At 70.5% G+C, this 16734-nt stretch carries 16 protein-coding genes; 5 read left to right on the top strand and 11 right to left on the bottom strand.

What is annotated here, in order from left to right:
- Positions 1 to 14: 14 nt before the first annotated feature.
- The 3 genes from aroC (at position 15) to RGI145_RS25565 (ending at position 2719) form a co-directional block, all read left to right on the top strand.
- The gene (gene aroC / locus RGI145_RS07375; protein ID WP_075797845.1) at positions 15 to 1121 is read left to right on the top strand and encodes a chorismate synthase; all 1107 of its coding nucleotides are present in this window, start codon (positions 15 to 17) and stop codon (positions 1119 to 1121) included.
- Positions 1122 to 1200: 79 nt separating this feature from the next.
- On the top strand, positions 1201 to 2403 hold the full coding sequence (locus RGI145_RS07370; protein WP_075797844.1) for a hypothetical protein: 1203 nt from the start codon (positions 1201 to 1203) through the stop codon (positions 2401 to 2403).
- Between the two features lie 127 nt (positions 2404 to 2530).
- Positions 2531 to 2719 (top strand): peptide chain release factor 1, encoded by a 189-nt coding sequence (locus RGI145_RS25565; RefSeq protein WP_208863946.1) that lies wholly within the window; start codon positions 2531 to 2533, stop codon positions 2717 to 2719.
- A gap of 19 nt (positions 2720 to 2738) precedes the next feature.
- On the opposite strand, the gene RGI145_RS07365 is transcribed toward RGI145_RS25565, so the two are convergent.
- The 6 genes from RGI145_RS07365 to RGI145_RS07340 form a co-directional block, all read right to left on the bottom strand.
- Complete coding sequence (locus RGI145_RS07365) at positions 2739 to 3458, bottom strand: TlyA family RNA methyltransferase (protein WP_075799924.1); 720 nt, start codon at positions 3456 to 3458, stop codon at positions 2739 to 2741.
- Positions 3459 to 3568: 110 nt separating this feature from the next.
- Positions 3569 to 5500: a 1-deoxy-D-xylulose-5-phosphate synthase gene (dxs, locus tag RGI145_RS07360; protein WP_075797843.1), complete on the bottom strand. Its 1932-nt coding sequence runs from the start codon at positions 5498 to 5500 to the stop codon at positions 3569 to 3571.
- Between the two features lie 25 nt (positions 5501 to 5525).
- Positions 5526 to 6449: a polyprenyl synthetase family protein gene (locus tag RGI145_RS07355; protein WP_418314496.1), complete on the bottom strand. Its 924-nt coding sequence runs from the start codon at positions 6447 to 6449 to the stop codon at positions 5526 to 5528.
- Complete coding sequence (locus RGI145_RS07350) at positions 6446 to 6685, bottom strand: exodeoxyribonuclease VII small subunit (protein WP_075799922.1); 240 nt, start codon at positions 6683 to 6685, stop codon at positions 6446 to 6448. Before RGI145_RS07350 ends, RGI145_RS07355 begins: the two co-directional genes overlap by 4 nt.
- 39 nt (positions 6686 to 6724) lie before the next feature.
- Positions 6725 to 7654: a histone deacetylase family protein gene (locus RGI145_RS07345; RefSeq protein WP_167668248.1), complete on the bottom strand. Its 930-nt coding sequence runs from the start codon at positions 7652 to 7654 to the stop codon at positions 6725 to 6727.
- A 42-nt stretch (positions 7655 to 7696) separates the two neighbouring features.
- The gene (locus tag RGI145_RS07340) at positions 7697 to 7948 is read right to left on the bottom strand and encodes a sulfurtransferase TusA family protein (RefSeq protein ID WP_027279652.1); all 252 of its coding nucleotides are present in this window, start codon (positions 7946 to 7948) and stop codon (positions 7697 to 7699) included.
- A gap of 239 nt (positions 7949 to 8187) precedes the next feature.
- On the opposite strand from RGI145_RS07340, the gene RGI145_RS07335 reads away from it, so the two are divergent.
- Together RGI145_RS07335 and RGI145_RS07330 are read left to right on the top strand one after the other, a co-directional pair.
- A complete protein-coding gene (locus tag RGI145_RS07335; RefSeq protein WP_075797842.1) occupies positions 8188 to 9093 on the top strand; it encodes an ROK family protein in 906 nt (301 codons plus the stop codon).
- A gap of 215 nt (positions 9094 to 9308) precedes the next feature.
- Positions 9309 to 9770, top strand: a complete 462-nt coding sequence (locus RGI145_RS07330) for a hypothetical protein (RefSeq protein WP_075797841.1) — start codon at positions 9309 to 9311, stop codon at positions 9768 to 9770.
- A gap of 120 nt (positions 9771 to 9890) precedes the next feature.
- On the opposite strand, the gene RGI145_RS07325 is transcribed toward RGI145_RS07330, so the two are convergent.
- From RGI145_RS07325 to RGI145_RS07305, 5 genes are all read right to left on the bottom strand, one after another.
- Entirely contained in the window at positions 9891 to 11675 is a 1785-nt protein-coding gene (locus tag RGI145_RS07325; RefSeq protein ID WP_075797840.1) for a glucan ABC transporter ATP-binding protein/ permease, read from the bottom strand.
- A gap of 312 nt (positions 11676 to 11987) precedes the next feature.
- Entirely contained in the window at positions 11988 to 12512 is a 525-nt protein-coding gene (infC, locus tag RGI145_RS07320; protein WP_075797839.1) for a translation initiation factor IF-3, read from the bottom strand.
- Positions 12513 to 12575: 63 nt separating this feature from the next.
- Positions 12576 to 14531, bottom strand: coding sequence for a threonine--tRNA ligase (gene thrS, locus RGI145_RS07315; protein ID WP_075797838.1), 1956 nt, complete (start codon positions 14529 to 14531; stop codon positions 12576 to 12578).
- 73 nt (positions 14532 to 14604) lie between these two features.
- Positions 14605 to 15531 carry a glycosyltransferase family 9 protein gene (locus RGI145_RS07310; RefSeq protein WP_075797837.1) on the bottom strand — a complete coding sequence of 309 codons (927 nt, stop codon included), beginning with the start codon at positions 15529 to 15531 and terminating at the stop codon, positions 14605 to 14607.
- The gene (locus RGI145_RS07305; protein WP_075797836.1) at positions 15528 to 16661 is read right to left on the bottom strand and encodes a glycosyltransferase family 4 protein; all 1134 of its coding nucleotides are present in this window, start codon (positions 16659 to 16661) and stop codon (positions 15528 to 15530) included. The genes RGI145_RS07310 and RGI145_RS07305 overlap by 4 nt, the downstream gene beginning before the upstream one ends.
- Positions 16662 to 16734: the final 73 nt, after the last annotated feature.

Raw genomic sequence — 16734 nt, 5'->3', positions numbered from 1 at the left:
GGCTCCCTCCCCCCATGTCGCACAACAGCTTCGGCCACCTGTTCCGCGTGACCACCTGGGGGGAGAGCCACGGCCCCGCCATCGGCTGCGTCGTGGATGGCTGCCCGCCCGGCCTTCCGCTCGCCGAGGCGGATATCCAGCCCTTCCTCGACAAGCGCCGCCCCGGCCAGTCGAAGCTCGTGACGCAGCGGCAGGAGCCGGACGAGGTCCGCATCCTGTCCGGCACCTTCGAGGGCCTGACCACCGGCACTCCGATCGCGCTGGAGATCACCAACCAGGACCAGCGCTCCCGCGATTATGGGGAGATCGCCGACCGCTTCCGCCCGGGACATGCCGACCTCGCCTACCACCTGAAATACGGGGTGCGCGACTATCGCGGCGGCGGCCGGTCCTCGGCGCGGGAGACCGCGATGCGGGTCGCCGCGGGGGCGGTGGCGCGCAAGGTGCTGGGCCCCGAGATCCGCATCCGGGGCGCCATGGTGGCGCTGGGCCGCGACACGGTGGACCGCTCCACCTGGAGCTGGGCCGAGGTGGAGCGCAATGCCCTCTTCTGCCCCGATGCCGCCGCCGCCGCGCGCTGGGAGGAGCGGCTGATGGCGATCCGCAAGGCCGGCAGCAGCATCGGCGCCGTGATCGAGGTGGTGGCGGAGGGCGTGCCGCCCGGCCTGGGCGCGCCGCTCTATGGCAAGCTCGATTCCGACATTGCCGCCGCGCTGATGAGCATCAACGCGGTGAAGGGCGTGGAGATCGGCGAGGGCTTCGCCGCCGCCGCCCTGTCCGGCGAGGAGAACGCGGACGAGATGCGCATGGGCGAGGATGGCGAGGTGCTGTTCTCCGCCAACCATGCCGGCGGAATCCTGGGCGGCATCTCGACCGGGCAGCCCGTGGTCGCGCGCTTCGCGGTGAAGCCCACCTCCTCCATCCTCCAGCCGCGCCGGGCGGTGGACCGTTTCGGGGAGGATGTGGAACTGGTCACCAAGGGCCGCCACGATCCCTGCGTCGGCATCCGTGCCGTGCCGGTGGGCGAGGCCATGCTGGCCTGCGTGCTGGCCGACCACCTGATGCGCCACCGCGCCCAGAACCCGGATGCCCCCGCCCGCGTCCGCCTGCCGCGCAACTGAACGCCTCACGAAGACGTTTGATTGACCGATCCCGAAACTCGGGATTTAGCGGCAGCACGGTTTCGGAGGGTTGGTCCGTATGGCGTATGCGGCAGGGTCTCATCACGCCATCAAGGACGCCTTCCTCGACCTCGCCGGCGAGGAGGCGTGGCTTCAGCGCCTTTCCGACATCAGCGAGGCCTCCCGCCGCCGTTCCTTCAGCGCCCGTGCCCTGCAACAGCGCCACGCCCTCGAACTCGCCCTGGCCCGCATCTTCGGCGGCGAGGCCCAGGCCAGCCTGGGCCGCCAGGGCAGTGCTGCCACCGAGGCGCGGGCCCTGGATTTCGCGCGGGAGGCGGTGGAGCTGGCCGCGACCCTGCCGCCAGGGCCGCGCGACCGGCTGCGCCACCTGCTCGCCGCCGGGCTGACGGGGCAGGCGAACCTCATTCCCCTCTTCCACATGCTGCGGGTGGCGAGCCTGCAGCGGTCCCGCGGCTTCGCCGTGCACCATGCCGGGCTGATCGACGGCACCCCGCACGACCTGCTGATCCGGCGGGACGAGGCCGAGGCGGAGATCGTCTGCGAGACGGCTCTGGCCGATGAGGGACGCCCCCTGCACCACAGCGGCTGGTGCACCCTGGTGGACCGGGTGAATCCCGATCTGCACACCTGGCTCTCGGCGCATCCGGGCCGCTACGTGCTCAAGGTGACGCTGCCGGACGGCATGCAGGAGCCGGAACACGTCGCCGAGCTGCACCGCCGGATCACCGCCCTGCTCTCCTCCCACAAGCGCCAGGATGCCGACCAGGCCGCGGTGCTGAAGCTCGACCCGTTGCTGATCGCCGGGGCGCAGGTGGGGCTGCCTGCGGCGCTGCGGGCCCAGTTCGGTCCCGACACGCACCTGGCCATGGCAGGGAACCCCGGCAGCGACAGCATCCTGGTGCTGGCCGCGCGTTCCGGGCGGGAGAATGGCATCGCTGCCGCGGTCTGCCGTCGCGCCACGCTGGCGGCCTCCCGGCTCAGCGGCACACGCCCTGGCATCCTGGCGATGTTCCTGGAGGACCTGAACCGGACCGAATGGCGCAGCCTGCGCGAGAGCCTGGAGCTGGAAGGGGCGGTCCGCCGCTTCCTCACCAGGCCCGTGGCGCGCCACGTGGTCACGGTGAGCTGCGCCTCCCGGATGGAGATGTTCGACATGGCGCCCCCCGACTCGACTCCGTGTGGCGAGCTGCGTTTCCGCCACCCCTCGCACCCGCAGGGGCGTCTTCCGGCCTTGCTACCTGCAGTTGAATCCTGCGGCTGATCCCTGGAAAGCCCTGACCGGGCATCCTGGCCGGAAAACCTTGCGACTTGATGAATGTTATTGTTGCAGGCTGTTGCCCTGGGGGGCATTCTCGCCGCGTTGCAGTGCAAAATTCGGGGAAGGTCGGATGACCGATAGCGAGCTCGAGACCGCACTCGAGGAGTTGGACCGTCTCATTAACGATCCGGAAATCAGAATGGATCCGGACCGCGTCTGGAATCTGCTGGCCCAGCTTCGCACCCAGGGTCCCGCCGACGGCACCGGAACCCATGCCATGACCGCCACGCCCGCCGCCTCCGCCAGTTCCACGGCCTGACAAAGGGGAAGAGGAGGCTTCAGGCCTTCCCGTTCCGCCGCGCGGCGATCAGGAATTCCTTGTTTCCCTCGGGGCCGGTGATCGGGCTTTCCGCCACGCCCAGGACCGACCAGCCCTCCAGACCCGCCCACCATTCCCGGATCATGTGGCAGACCCGGCGGTGCACGTTCGGGTCGCGCACCACGCCGCCCTTGCCCACGGCATCCGGCCCCGCCTCGAATTGTGGCTTGATCAGCGCGGCGGCCCAGGCGCCGGGCGCCGCGAGGGCGAGCGCCGCCGGCAGGACGGTGCGGAGCCCGATGAAGGACGCATCGCAGACCACCGCGTCCAGGGGATCGGGGATGTGGGTGGCGTCGAGGTAGCGGGCGTTCGTCCGCTCCATCACCACCACGCGCGGGTCCTGGCGCAGGCTCCAGGCGAGCTGGCCATGGCCGACATCCACGGCAAAGACCTTGGCCGCCCCGTGCTTCAGCAGCACGTCGGTGAAGCCGCCGGTGGAGGCGCCGACATCGAGGCAGGTGCGCCCGTCGGGCTTGAGGCCGAAATGCTCCAGGGCATGGGCCAGCTTGACGCCACCGCGCGAGACCCAGGGATGCTCCTGGCCCCGCACCTGGAGGGGCGTGTCCGGCTTCACCGGCTGGCCGGGCTTATCCACCCGCGCCTCGCCGGAAAAGACCTTGCCGGCTAGGATCAGCGCCTGGGCCTTGGTACGGCTCTCGACGAGGCCGCGGTCCACCAGGGCCTGGTCGGCGCGGGTCTTTCCCCCCGCAAGGCTGGCGTTGGGGCTGGCGGCGGGGCCGGAAGGGGCGTGCGGGGCGGCTGCCCCGGCCTCCGCCTTCCGATCCGCCTTCACGCCCGGGCGGGCGCCAGCACCGCGCCCCCCGCGTCGGAGCCCAGGGCCGCCTGCACCGTCGCCACCACATGGGCGGCGTTCAGCGCGGCCTCGTCGTACTGTTTCCGAGGATTGTTGTGGTCGATGTAGCGGTCGGGCAGCACCATGGGCCGGAAGCGCAGCCCGCCGTCCAGCAGGCCCTTCCAGGCGAGGTGCTGCGCCACGAAGCTGCCGAAGCCGCCGACCGAGCCCTCCTCGATCGTCACCAGCACGCCGTGATGGCGCGCGAGCTGCTCCACCAGCGCCGTGTCCAGCGGCTTGGCGAAGCGCGCATCGGCCACGGTGCAGGAAAGCCCCTGCGCCGCCAGCTCATCCGCCGCCTTCAGACATTCCGCGAGCCGCGTGCCATAGGACAGCAGGGCCACCGCCGTGCCTTCGCGCAGGATGCGGCCCTTGCCGATCGGCAGGATCTCGCCACGCTGCGGCAGGGCGACGAGCCCGGTGCCCTCACCACGCGGGTAGCGGAAGGCGATCGGCCCGGCATCATGGGCCGCCGCCGTGGCGGTCATGTGGACCAGCTCCACCTCGTCGGCGGGGGCCATCAGCACCATGTTCGGCAGGCAGCCGAGATAGGCGATGTCGAAGGAGCCCGCATGGGTGGCGCCATCCGCGCCGACCAGCCCGGCCCGGTCCATGGCGAAGCGCACGGGCAGGTTCTGCAGCGCCACGTCGTGCATCACCTGGTCGTAGGCGCGCTGCAGGAAGGTCGAGTAGATCACGCAGAAGGGCTTCATCCCCTCCGTCGCCATGCCGGCGGCGAAGGTGACGCCGTGCTGCTCGGCGATGCCCACGTCGAAGGTGCGCCGGGGGAAGCGCTTGCCGAAGAGGTCGAGCCCGGTGCCGGAGGGCATGGCGGCGGTGACCGCCACGATCCGGTCGTCCCGCTCCGCCTCGGCGATCAGCGCATTGGCGAAGACCTTGGTGTAGGCGGGCGGGCCCGGCGGCGCCTTCTGCTGCTCGCCGGTCACGACGTTGAACTTCTGCACGCCGTGGTACTTGTCGGGCGAGGATTCCGCGGGGGCGTAGCCCTTGCCCTTCTTGGTCACCACATGCAGCAGGACGGGCTGGCCCTCATCCGCGTCGCGCAGGTTGCGCAGCACCGGTAGCAGCGCGTCGAGGTCGTGGCCGTCGATCGGGCCGACATAGTAGAAGCCCAGCTCCTCGAAGAGCGTGCCGCCGGTCAGCAGCCCGCGCGCGTATTCGTCCGCCCGTTCCGCGGCGCGGGCCAGCGGTGCCGGGAAGCGCTTCGCCAGCTTGCCCATCACGTCCCGGATGGAGAGGAAGGGCCGCGAGGAGATGGTGCGCGACAGATAGGCCGAGAGCGCCCCCACCGGCGGGGCGATCGACATGTCGTTGTCGTTCAGCACCACGATCAGGCGGGACTTCATGGCGCCGGCGTTGTTCATGGCCTCGTAGGCCATGCCGGCGCTCATCGCGCCGTCGCCGATCACGGCGATGACGTTGCGCGTGTCGCCCTTCAGGTCCCGCGCCACCGCCATGCCGAGGCCGGCGGAGATCGAGGTCGAGGAATGCGCGGCGCCGAACGGGTCGTACTCGCTTTCCGACCGCCGGGTGAAGCCGGACAGGCCCCCCGGCTGCCGCAGGGTGCGGATGCGGTCGCGGCGGCCGGTGAGGATCTTGTGCGGATAGGCCTGGTGGCCGACATCCCAGATCAGCCGGTCGGCCGGCGTGTCGAAGACGGCGTGGATGGCCACCGTCAGCTCGATCACCCCGAGGGAGGCGCCGAGATGCCCCCCGGTGCCGCTCACCGCGTCGATGGTCTCCGCCCGCAGCTCATGGGCGAGCTGGCGGAGCTGTTCGGCCGAAAGATTGCGCAGGTCCGCCGGGATGCGGACGCGGTCGAGCAGCGGCGTGCTGGGTCGTGACATGGGTCCTCCGGCCGCGTGGATGGTGTCAGTTCCTACGCTGGATCGCGTAGTCGGCGAGCTGGCGCAACAGATCCGCCTTCTCCCCGAAGCTGTCGAGATGCCGCCTCGCCTGGGCCACGAGGCGCTCGGCCTGGACCTGGGCGCGTTCGAGGCCGAGCAGGCTGACCAGGGTGGCCTTGCCTGCACCGGCATCCTTGCCGGTGGCCTTGCCGGTTTCCTCCGCCGTGGCGGTGGCGTCCAGCAGGTCGTCGGCGATCTGGAAGGCGGCGCCGACATCGTGCCCGTAGGAGCAGAGCGCCATGCGCTGCGCGGCGGGCGCCTTGCCCAGGATCGCCCCGGCCTCGGCCGAGAACTCGATCAGCTTGCCCGTCTTGAGCAGTTGCAAGCGCCCGATCTCGGCCTGGGTCATGGGCTCCGTGGCGCTCTCGGCCAGGATGTCGAGCATCTGCCCGCCCACCATGCCGCGCGCGCCGGAGGCCAGGGCCAGGTGCAGGCAGAGCTCCGCCCGCACCGCCGGGTCGGGATGCGTGTCGGGCGCCGCCAGCACGGCGAAGGCCTGGGTCTGCAGGGCGTCGCCGACCAGGATGGCGGTGGCTTCGTCCCACTGCTTGTGGACCGTGGGCTTGCCGCGGCGGAGATCGTCGTCGTCCATCGCCGGCAGATCGTCATGCACCAGCGAATAGGCGTGCAGCATCTCGATGGCAGCGGCGGCGCGCAGCGCGGAGGCCCGGGCCACGTTGAACTGCCGCGCGCCTTCCAGGACCAGGAAGCCCCGCATCCGCTTGCCGCCGCCCATCGCGGCGTAGCGCATCGCGGCGAAGAGCGGCGCTTCCCGCCCTTCCTCGCGCGGCAGCAGGATGTCGAGCGCCTGCTCGATCTCCCCCTGCGCGGCGGTGAGCGCCGTGGCCAGGGCGATGGGAATGGATGCCGGCATGGTCTGGTCGCTCATTCCTCGATCTCCCGCAGCGACGGCCCGTTGGGGCCGGGGACGATCGCCTGCACGCGCTGCTCCGCTTCGTTCAGCTTCCGCTCGCAATGGGCCCGCAGGGCGGTGCCGCGGGTGTAGCTGGCGATCGCCGTCTCCAGGGACGCATCGCCGCGCTCCAGGCTGCGGACGATCTCCTCGAGCTCCCGTAGCGCCTCCTCGAAGGAAAGCGCCTCCACCGCCGGCGACGTATCGTTCATGAACCTCGTTTCCAGAAGCCGGGCCCCGTCATCCATGTCTCAGGCATCCATCAGGGCCCGCACATGCGCGGCCACGGAACGGGCCAGCGCGTCCAGGTCGTAGCCGCCTTCGAGCATCGATACCACCCGCCCACCGCAGACCCGCCTTGCAAGCGCGCAAATTTCACCGGTCACCCAGGTGAAATCCGCTTCCGTCAGGCGGAGATGGGCCAGCGGGTCGCGCGCATGGGCGTCGAAGCCCGCCGAGACCAGGATCAGGCCGGGGGAGAAGCGCTCCACCGCGGGCAGGATCAGCTCCGACCAGGCGGCGCGGAACTCGTCCCCCTTGGAGCCGGGCGGCAGCGGGACGTTGAGGATGTTGCCCATGCCGCGCTCCTTCGCGGCGCCGGTGCCGGGATAGAGCGGCATCTGGTGCGAGGAGGCGAAGAAGACGCTGGGATCGCGCTCGAACACCGCCTGGGTGCCGTTGCCGTGGTGGACGTCGAAATCCAGGATCGCCACCCGCCCGGCGCCGTGCACCTCCTGCGCATGGCGGGCCGCGACGGCGATGTTCGAGAAGAGGCAGAAGCCCATGGCCCGCGCGGGCTCGGCATGGTGGCCGGGCGGACGCACGGCGCAGAAGGCCCGCGCGAATTCGCCGCGCATCACCGCATCCACGGCGGCGATGCCGGCCCCCGCGGCACGCAGCGCGGCCTCGGCGCTGCCGGCGCCCATGGCCGTGTCGCCGTCGATCACCACGTGCTCGTCGCCCTCCGGCCGTGTCGCCAGGATGGTGTCCACGTAGCTGGCCGGATGGACGCGCATCAGTTGCTCGCGGGTCGCGCGGGGCGCTTCCTCCCGCGCCAGCATCGAGAACTGCTGCGCCTCCAGCGCCTCCAGCACCACGCGCAGCCGCGCCGGGCGTTCCATGGCCTCGAAGCCCATGTCATGGCCCAGGCAAGCCCGGTGCGTCAGCAACAGAAGATCCACTTGTTCTTTCTTCCCCCCTGCCCCCGGTCCCCTCCCGCCGGGTCAGTCGGCCTCGGGCGCGACCGTGTCCTTCCGTTTGCGCAGCGTGAAGCGGTACAGGCCGGCCCCCTCGCTGAAGCTGACGAGCGCATGGCCGGTTTCCCGGGCATAGGCCTGGAAATCCTTGACGCTGGCCGGGTCCGTGGCCAGCACCGTCAGCCGTGCCCCGGCAGGCAGGGATCGAAGGGCCTTGTTCGCCTTCAGCACTGGCAGGGGGCAGCTCAGCCCCTTCACATCGAGCACCGTCTCGCTCATCGTCGCAATTCCATCACTCCCACGCCAGCCTGTCCAGCACAGCCGGAACCCCCGTGCCCGCCGGCCGGGCCGGTCACCGGACTGTGTCCGGCGGCGGCCCCTGTCTCGGTCCCTCTCTGCCCGGCTCCGCGCCCCGCGTCACGTCCCGCTTCCTTCACCAGTGTTAGGGCGGTACGTGGTGCCGCTTGCCTGCGTCCCCGTCTTGCCGCAGCCTCCGGGGCGGGAGAACGAGGCTGTTCATGCGCATCAAGCTTGGCGTCGATCTGGGCGGCACGAAGACGGAGATCGTTGCCCTGGACGAGGATGGCCATGTGCGCCTGCGCCGGCGCAGGTCGACGCCCCGGGCCTATGACGACATCGTGAACAACATCGCCGCGCTGGTGGCGGAAGCCGAGGCGGAGCTCCGCAGCGCCGATGGCCGGCCGACCATCGGCGTCGGCATTCCCGGCAGCATCAGCCCCCATAGTGGCCTGGTGCGGAATGCCAACACCCAGGAGATGAACGGGCATCCGCTCGACGTCGATCTGGCGCGCGCCATCGGCCGCGAGGTCCGGGTCATGAACGACGCCAACTGCCTGGCGATGAGCGAGGCCGCCGACGGGGCGGGCCAGGGCTATCCGGTCGTCTTCGCGGTGATCCTGGGCACAGGCTGCGGCGCCGGCATCGTGGTGAACGGTTATCCACTGAACGGGCCGAACCGGATCGCCGGCGAATGGGGACATACTCCCCTGCCCTGGATGCGCGCCGAGGAGATGCCGGGCACCCATTGCTGGTGCGGCAACCCGAACTGCCTGGAGACCTATCTGTCCGGCCCCGGCCTCGCCGTCGATACCTATGGTCCCGGGCATCGCGATGCCTCCGCGATCGGCGAGCAGGCCGCGGCCGGCGATCCCATCGCCCGCGCCGGGCTGGAGCGCCATGCCGACCGGCTGGCCCGGGCCCTGGCCAACCTGACGAACATGCTGGACCCGGACGTGATCGTGCTTGGCGGCGGCGTCTCGAACCTGGAGCACTGCTATCACGAGGTGCCGCGCCTGATGGAGCCCTGGATCTTCGGGGACTCGCACCGGACCAACATCGTGCAGGCGAAGCATGGCGACAGTTCGGGCGTCTTCGGCGCCGCCCGGCTCTGGGACCACGGTTGAGGCGGCGCGGCGCCAAGTCCTCGTCTTCCGCATTGCAACGGGGACTTTCCCGCCGAAATGCTCGTCCGGCTTTCACGCCCGTCCCATGGCGCGAAGACGTGACCGCAACTTGGCGGCAAAGTCTCCGTTAGCCGGTCGAGACCCAGCCGGGAGAAGAAGGCCCCTGGAATTCAGGGGAGTCACTTCTTCATGGGGTCCACCCAAGGAGATCAACAATGAACAGGACCTTGTTCTCGGCCTGCGCCCTGGCTCTCGCCCTCGGCGCCGGCGCCGCCTCGGCGCAGCAGATGCCGGCCACCCAGGCCCTTCCGGGCGCCACGCCGCGTGACAACAGCGGCGCCGGTTCCTCCGGCGTCGATACGCCGATGCTGAACAACCCGGCCACCAGCCGTCCGGGATATGGCTCCACGCCGCGTGACATGAGCGCGGCCGGTTCCTCGCGCGTCAACACGCCGCCGATGAACCGCACGGGCACCTCCTACGCCACCCCTGGGGCGACCCCGCGCGACTACAGCGGCGCGGGCTCCTCGTCGGTCGATGGCGGGCCCGGCACCGGTCCGGCGCATCTGCGCAACCGTGCCAACTCGTCCCGCCGCAGCGCCAGCAACGGCGCCTATCTCGGCGGCGGCGGCGTGTACGAGCGGGCGCCGGACGGCAGCCTGCGCCTGGTGCGGTAATCCGGAGCAGCCATCCCGCTCCTTGTGGGACGGGATAGCCGGAAGAAGCGAAAGCCGCCACGGGGTTCCGTGGCGGCTTTTCCATGTTCGCGGCCCTGGCCGGCCGAGCCGGCGATCCCTTCAGGCGGGCACGGGGGCCGGCTGGCTCACCGTGGTGGTGCCGGCGAGCTGGGTCTTCACCAGCTCGGCGAAGCGGCCGTTCAGCGCCACCAGCTCGTCGAAGGTGCCGCGTTCCGCGATGTAGCCCGCGTCGAACACCATGATCTCGTCCGCGTCCCGGACGGTGGAAAGCCGGTGGGCGATGATGAAGGTGGTGCGCCCGGCCATCAGGGCCTTCAGCGCTTTCTGCACCCGGGCCTCGGTGGCGGTGTCGAGCGCGCTCGTGGCCTCGTCCAGGATCAGCACCGGCGGGTCCTTCAGCAGCGCGCGGGCGATGGAAAGGCGCTGCTTCTGCCCGCCCGACAGCGAGCTGCCCCGTTCGCCGATCAGCGTGTCGTAGCCCAGGGGCTGGCGCATGATGAAGTCATGCGCCTCGGCCATGCGGCAGGCGTGCTCGATCTGCTCCTGCGTCGCGCCCGGCCGGCCGATCAGCAGGTTCTCCCGGATGGTGCGGTTGAACAACATCGAATCCTGGAACACCACGCCGATATTCCCGCGCAGCGAGTCCAGGGAGATGTCGCGCAGGTCGTGCCCATCCAGCGTGATCCGGCCGGAGACCGGGTCCCAGAGCCGCTGGAGGAGGGACATGGCGGTGGACTTGCCGGCGCCGGTCTGGCCGACCAGGGCCATGGTGCGTCCCTGCGGCGCGGTGAAGGAGACATCCTTCAGGATCAGCGGGCCGCCCGGATAGCCGAAGGCCACGTTCTCGAAGCGCACCTCGCCCTTCGCCTGGCCGATATCCACGGCGTTCGGCTTTTCGGGCACGGAGGAGCGGGCATCGAGCACCGAGAACATCTCCGCCAGGGCCGGCATCTGCAGCACGGTCTGCGAGGCGAAGGCCACCGCCCCCTCCATGCGCGAGATCAGCATGTTGGCGAAGCCCATGAAGGAGACGATCTCGCCCACCGTCGCCTGCCCCCGCATGTGCAGCCAGGTGCCGAGCAGGAAGATCAGGATGATGCAGATGGTGGAGCAGGCGCGGGTCATCACCGTCACCACCGCCCACCAGTTCAGCACGGGGAACTGGTGCGCCAGGACCTGCTGGATGGTGTCGCCGAAGGCCCGGGTCTCGGCATTGATCCGGGTGAAGGCCTGCACCACCGTCACGTTCGACAGCGCATCCTGCACATTGCCCGCCAGCCCGGAATGGAGCTGCTCCACATGCTCCTGCGCCGCCTGGGTGCGCTTGATCACGAAGATCGAGACGGTGACGAAGATCACCACCAGGGCCATGAGCAGCAGGCCCAGCCGCCAGTTCAGGAACAGCGTCAGGGGCAGGAGCACGATGGCCGAGAGGAAGGTCATCAGGTGCTCGCGGAAGAAGCCCAGCCACAGCGAGAAGAGCTTGTCCGAGCCGGAGAGCATGATCTTCATGATCCGGCCGGACTGCGTGTCGCCATGGAAGGACAGCGGCAGCGACAGCACGTGCTGGAAGAAGCGGTGCATCGAGACCAGCCGGTTCCGGTGCGACATGCGGTCCGCCAGCAGGGAGGTCGCGACATTCGCCGCGATCCCGGTGAGGCCCACCGCCCCCCAGACCACCAGCAGGGCCATGGCCTGCCGCCAGATCTCGCTGGCCGGCAGGCGGCCGGAGGCGGACAGCACGTCCACCACCCGCCCGAACAGGACCGGTTCGAGGAACTGCAGCCCGGCCAGGGCCAGGGCCGAGAAGGCGAGGCCGATCGCGACCCATTTGTCTGGCGCCAGGAGGCCCAGAACCCTGGCGTAGAGGCGGATGAAATGCATGCGGCTTCCTCACCCTTGCCGGCACAAAGTCAGCCAGCCGGCGATGGCCCGCAAGCCCGGGGGCGCACCGGCCGGTCAGGGCGGGAACGCGGCACCCCCGCTTCGGCTGACCTCATCGGCCCGCTTTTTTCCGCCGGTGCGGGAGACCACGCACCGCCAGGGTCCGTCCACCAGCCGGAAGCGCCGCGAACGGCGCAAACGCGGCCGGGCGGCCAGGCCCAGGGCCTGCCGCCAGCCGGAACGGGCGAACCGGAACCGGATCGCCCCATGGGGTCGCCCCACCGGAAGGAGGCCTTCCGGGGCGGGGCGGCCTTACTTCGGCGCCAGCACCATGATCATCTGGCGGTTCTCCAGGCGCGGCATGGATTCCACCTTCACGGTATCGCCCAGCTCGGTCCGGATCCGCTCCAGCACCTTGGCACCCAGATCCTGGTGCGCCATCTCACGGCCGCGGAAGCGAAGCGTCACCTTGACCTTGTCGCCTTCCTCGATGAAGGAGCGCGCGGCGCGCATCTTCACCTCGTAGTCGTGGTCATCGATGTTCGGCCGTACCTTGATCTCCTTGATCTCGACGACCTTCTGCTTCTTGCGGGCCTCGTTGGCCTTCTTCTGCTGCTCGTACTTGTACTTGCCGTAGTCGGTGATCTTGCAGACCGGCGGATCGGCGTTCGGGCTGATTTCCAGGAGATCCATCCCGACATCATAGGCGCGCAGCAGGGCGTCGCGCGCGCTCATCACGCCGAGCATCTCGCCGTCCTGGTCGATCAGGCGGACCTGCGGGACGCGGATATCCTCATTCACCCGCGGACCGTCGCGGGTGGGAAGCTGGTTCGGAATAGGGCCTCGGGCCAGGGTTAGCTCCTGTTACGGTTTCGTAGGAATGATTTTATGGTGCGCGGCTCAGGCCGCTGCAACCATGTTCTCGCGGTTGGCATCGGGCGGGGCGGCTTCCGCCGCCAGCTTCGCCACGGCCTCGTCCAGGGACAGGGTCTCCTGCTCGCGCCCGGGCAGGCGGCGCAGCACGATCTTCCCTTCCTCGGCCTCGCGCCGCCCGATCACCACCATCAGCGGTACGCGGCCCGCGATATGGTCCGCCACCTTGCGGTTGATCTTCTCGTTGCGCGTGTCGAGCTCCACCCGGAGCCCGGCGGCGCGCAGCGCCAGCCCCACCTGCCCGGCATAGGCATCGGCGTCGCTGACGATGGTCGCCACCACCACCTGCACCGGGGCCAGCCAGAGCGGGAAGCGGCCGGCATGCTGCTCGATCAGGATGCCGATGAAGCGCTCGAAGCTGCCCAGGATGGCGCGGTGCAGCATGACCGGGCGCTTGCGGGTGCCGTCCTCGGCCACGTATTCGGCGTCCAGGCGCTCCGGCAGCACGAAATCCACCTGCAGCGTGCCGCACTGCCAGTCGCGGCCGATCGCGTCGCGGAGGACGAATTCCAGCTTCGGGCCGTAGAAGGCGCCCTCCCCCGGGTTCATCTCGTATTCCACATTGGCGATGCGGCAGGCCTCGTGCAGCGCGCCCTCCGCGTGGTCCCAGACCTCGTCCGTGCCGGCGCGCTTCTCGGGGCGGTCGGAGAACTTCACCCGGAAGCTCTCGAAGCCCAGGTCGCGGTAGATCGCGGAGAGCAGGGCCACGAACTTCACCGTCTCGCCCGCGATCTGCTCCTCGGTGCAGAAGATGTGGGCGTCGTCCTGGGTGAAGGAGCGTACCCGCATGATGCCGTGCAGCGCGCCCGAGGGCTCGTAGCGGTGACAGGCGCCGAACTCGGCCATGCGCAGCGGCAGCTCGCGGTAGCTGCGCAGGCCCTGGTTGAAGATCTGCACGTGGCAGGGACAGTTCATCGGCTTCAGCGCGAGGACGCGGTCCTTCTCGGACTCGTCCTCGACGGTGGCGATGAACATGTTCTCGCGGAACTTCTCCCAGTGGCCGGAAGCGATCCAGAGCTTGCGGTCCACGAGCTGCGGGGTGCGGACCTCCTGATAGTCCGCATCGTCCAGCCGGCGGCGCATGAAGTCTTCCAGCGCCCGGTAGAGCTTCCAGCCCTTGGGGTGCCAGAAGATGGAGCCGACCGCCTCCTCCTGGAGATGGAACAGGTCCATCTCCTTGCCGATCTTGCGGTGGTCGCGCCGCTCCGCCTCCTCCAGCCGCAGCAGGTAGGCGTCCAGCTCCTTCTGGTCGCGCCAGGCGGTGGCGTAGATGCGGGACAGCATGGCGTTGCGGTGGTCGCCGCGCCAATAGGCCCCGGCCACCTTCATCAGCTTGAAGGCGGAGCCGATATCGCCGGTCGAGCGCATGTGCGGCCCGCGGCAGAGGTCGAGCCATTCGCCCTGGCGGTAGATGCTGATCGGCACATCCGCCGGCAGGTCGCGGATCAGCTCGGCCTTGTAGCGCTCGCCCTTCTCCTCGAAGAAGCGGATCGCCTCCTCGCGCGGCCAGACCTCGCGCACGAAGCCGGCGTTGCGCGCGACGATCTCGCGCATCTTCGCCTCGATCGCCGGGAAGTCCTCGGGCTTGAAGGGCTCGTTGCGGGCGAAGTCGTAGTAGAAGCCGTCCTCGATCGCCGGGCCGATGGTGACCTGGGTGCCGGGGAACAGCTCCTGCACCGCCTCGGCCAGCACATGCGCCGCGTCGTGCCGGATCAGCTCCAGCGCCTCCGGGTCCTTGCGGGTGACGAAGCGAAGGCTGGCATCCGCCTCGACCGGGGTGGCGAGATCCACCAGCTTCCCGTCCAGCTCCATGGCCAGCGCCGCCTTGGCGAGGCCGGGGCCGATGGCGGCCGCGACCGTCGTGCCCGTCACCGCCCCGTCGAAAGCACGGGTGGATCCGTCGGGCAGAGTGATCACGGGCATGGGCGCGGGCCGTTCCTTGCGTGGGGAGGGGTGTGAAACAAGGCGCGACCTTTGGGACCGCGCCCGCAACACGTCAAGGTGGGGCAGATGGGGAGGGTGCCGGCAGCACGTCCAGGCCGCGCAGGGCTGTCATGACGGCAGCGGGGTCCAGGCTGTCCAGCGGCAGGCGTTGCAGCGCCGCCGCCCTCGCCCCGCGCGGGGCGGTGAGCGCGGGATCGCTGTCCGCACCGAACAGTGTCAGGGTCGGGCTGCCCACCGCCGCCGCCAGATGGGTCGGGCCGGTGTCGTTGCCCACGGTGACGGCGGCGCGGCGCAGCACCGCCGCCAGCTCGAAGAGCGATGTCCGGCCGGTCAGGTCGATGGCATCGGGCCGTTGCGCCCGGATGGCCCCGGCCAGCGCCGTCTCGGAGGGGCCGCCCACCACCACGGATGGCAGGGGCAGCAGCGCCGCCAGGGCCGGGAAATGCGGCCAGCGCTTGGCCGGGCGGCTCGGGCTCGCCCCCGGCACCAGCGCGACGAAGCGCTCCGGCAGGCCGAGATGCGACAGGTCCGCCTCCAGCCAGCCGAGATCCGGTGCCGGGAAATGGTGGATGCCGGCCATCTCCAGCTGTTCCCGCTGCCGCTCCAGCGTGTGCATGGAATCCCGGAGCGGGTTGGCATGGGGATGGCTGGCGCCGCGCGCGATGCCCGACCACTCCGGGTGGCGGCCGGTCAGCAGGCGGTAGCGCGAGGAGCGTCCGGAGGTTTGCAGGTCATAGACCCGGTCGAACCGCCCGGCCCGCAGCCGGCGCGCCAGGCGCAGCAGCCCGCCCGGCCCGCTCGGCCGGTCGTCCTGCCAGACCTCGTCGAACCAGGGCATGTGCCGGGTGAAGTCCAGGAAGGGCTTCGTGGTCAGCAGGGTGACATGGGCATCCGGATGATGCGCGCGGATCGCCGCGAAGGGGCCGAAGGCCAGGACGATGTCGCCCAGGGCCGAGAGCTTGATGACCAGGATCCTCACAGCAGCTCCCGATACACGTCCAGCGTCGCCGCCTGCATCGCGGCGGTGGTGTAGCGTGCGAGCACCGCCGCCCGCGCCGCAGCACCGATCGCCGCGCGCCCTTCCGCCGGCAGGGCGAGGGCGCGGCGGATCGCCCCGGCCAGCGCCTCCGGATCGCCGGGCGGCACGCGCCAGCCGGTGACGCCCTCCTCCACCGTTTCGCGGGGTGCGCCGAGATCGGCGGCGATCACCGGCACGCGCATGGCCTGGGCCTCGATCACCGTGCGGCCGAAGGGCTCCGGCTTGGTGCTGGCATGCACCGCCAGATCCGCCAGCATCAGCGCCGCCGGCATGTCGCGAGTGATGCCGGGCAGCAGCAGGCGGTCCCCGAGGCCCAGCGCGGCAGCGTCACGCTCCAGCTCGGCGCGGTAGTCGCCCTCCCCCACCAGGATGCCGGTGGGTCCGTCCCCACCGAGCCGCGAGAGGGCCTGGAGGAAGGTGCCCTGCCCTTTCCAGCGGCTGAGGCGGCCGGGCAGCATCATCAACGGGCGCCCGTCCGGCACGCCCCCTTGTGGCAATCCCCAGGCGGCGCGCAGTGCGGCGACGCGTTCCGCCGGGATGGTGTCGGGATCGAAGGCGGAGACATCCACCCCGCGCGGGATCAGCCGCAGCCGGTCCGGCCCGACGCCATGGCGCTGCCGGATCACCTCGGCCACATGCTCGCTGATGGCGATCACCCGGTCGCCGCGCACCATGACCGAGTTGTAGAGGCGCTTGCCCGGGAAATCCTCGCTGTACACACCATGATAGGTGGTGACGAAGCGCGCGCCCGTCCGCCGCGCGGCCCAGAAGGCGGACCAGGCCGGGAAGCGGGAGCGCGCATGCACGATCCGCACCCCCTCCGCCCGGATCAGCCGGGCCAGCGCCCCGGCATTGGCGACCAGCGCGGCGGGGGATTTCCGGTCCAGCGGCAGGGTGATGTGGCGCCCGCCCACCGCCTCGACCTCTCGCGCCATCGCGCCGCCGGCCGAGGCGACCAGGGCGCGGTAGCCCGCCCGCGCGATGGCCTGGGCGATCTCCACGGTGCCGCGCTCCACGCCGCCGGAATGCAGCGCGGGCAGGACCTGGAGGATGGCGGGAGGAGCGGGCATCGTGCCGCCGCTGTAATGCGGAATCGGCGGGCTTGGAACCGTCCGGCGCCGCCCTGCCCGCTTGGCGGCCCCC

The organism is Roseomonas gilardii (assembly GCF_001941945.1).
Lineage (GTDB): Bacteria > Pseudomonadota > Alphaproteobacteria > Acetobacterales > Acetobacteraceae > Roseomonas.
The sequence above is the reverse complement of the archived record's forward strand: the minus strand, read 5'-3'. Positions and strand labels throughout refer to the sequence as shown.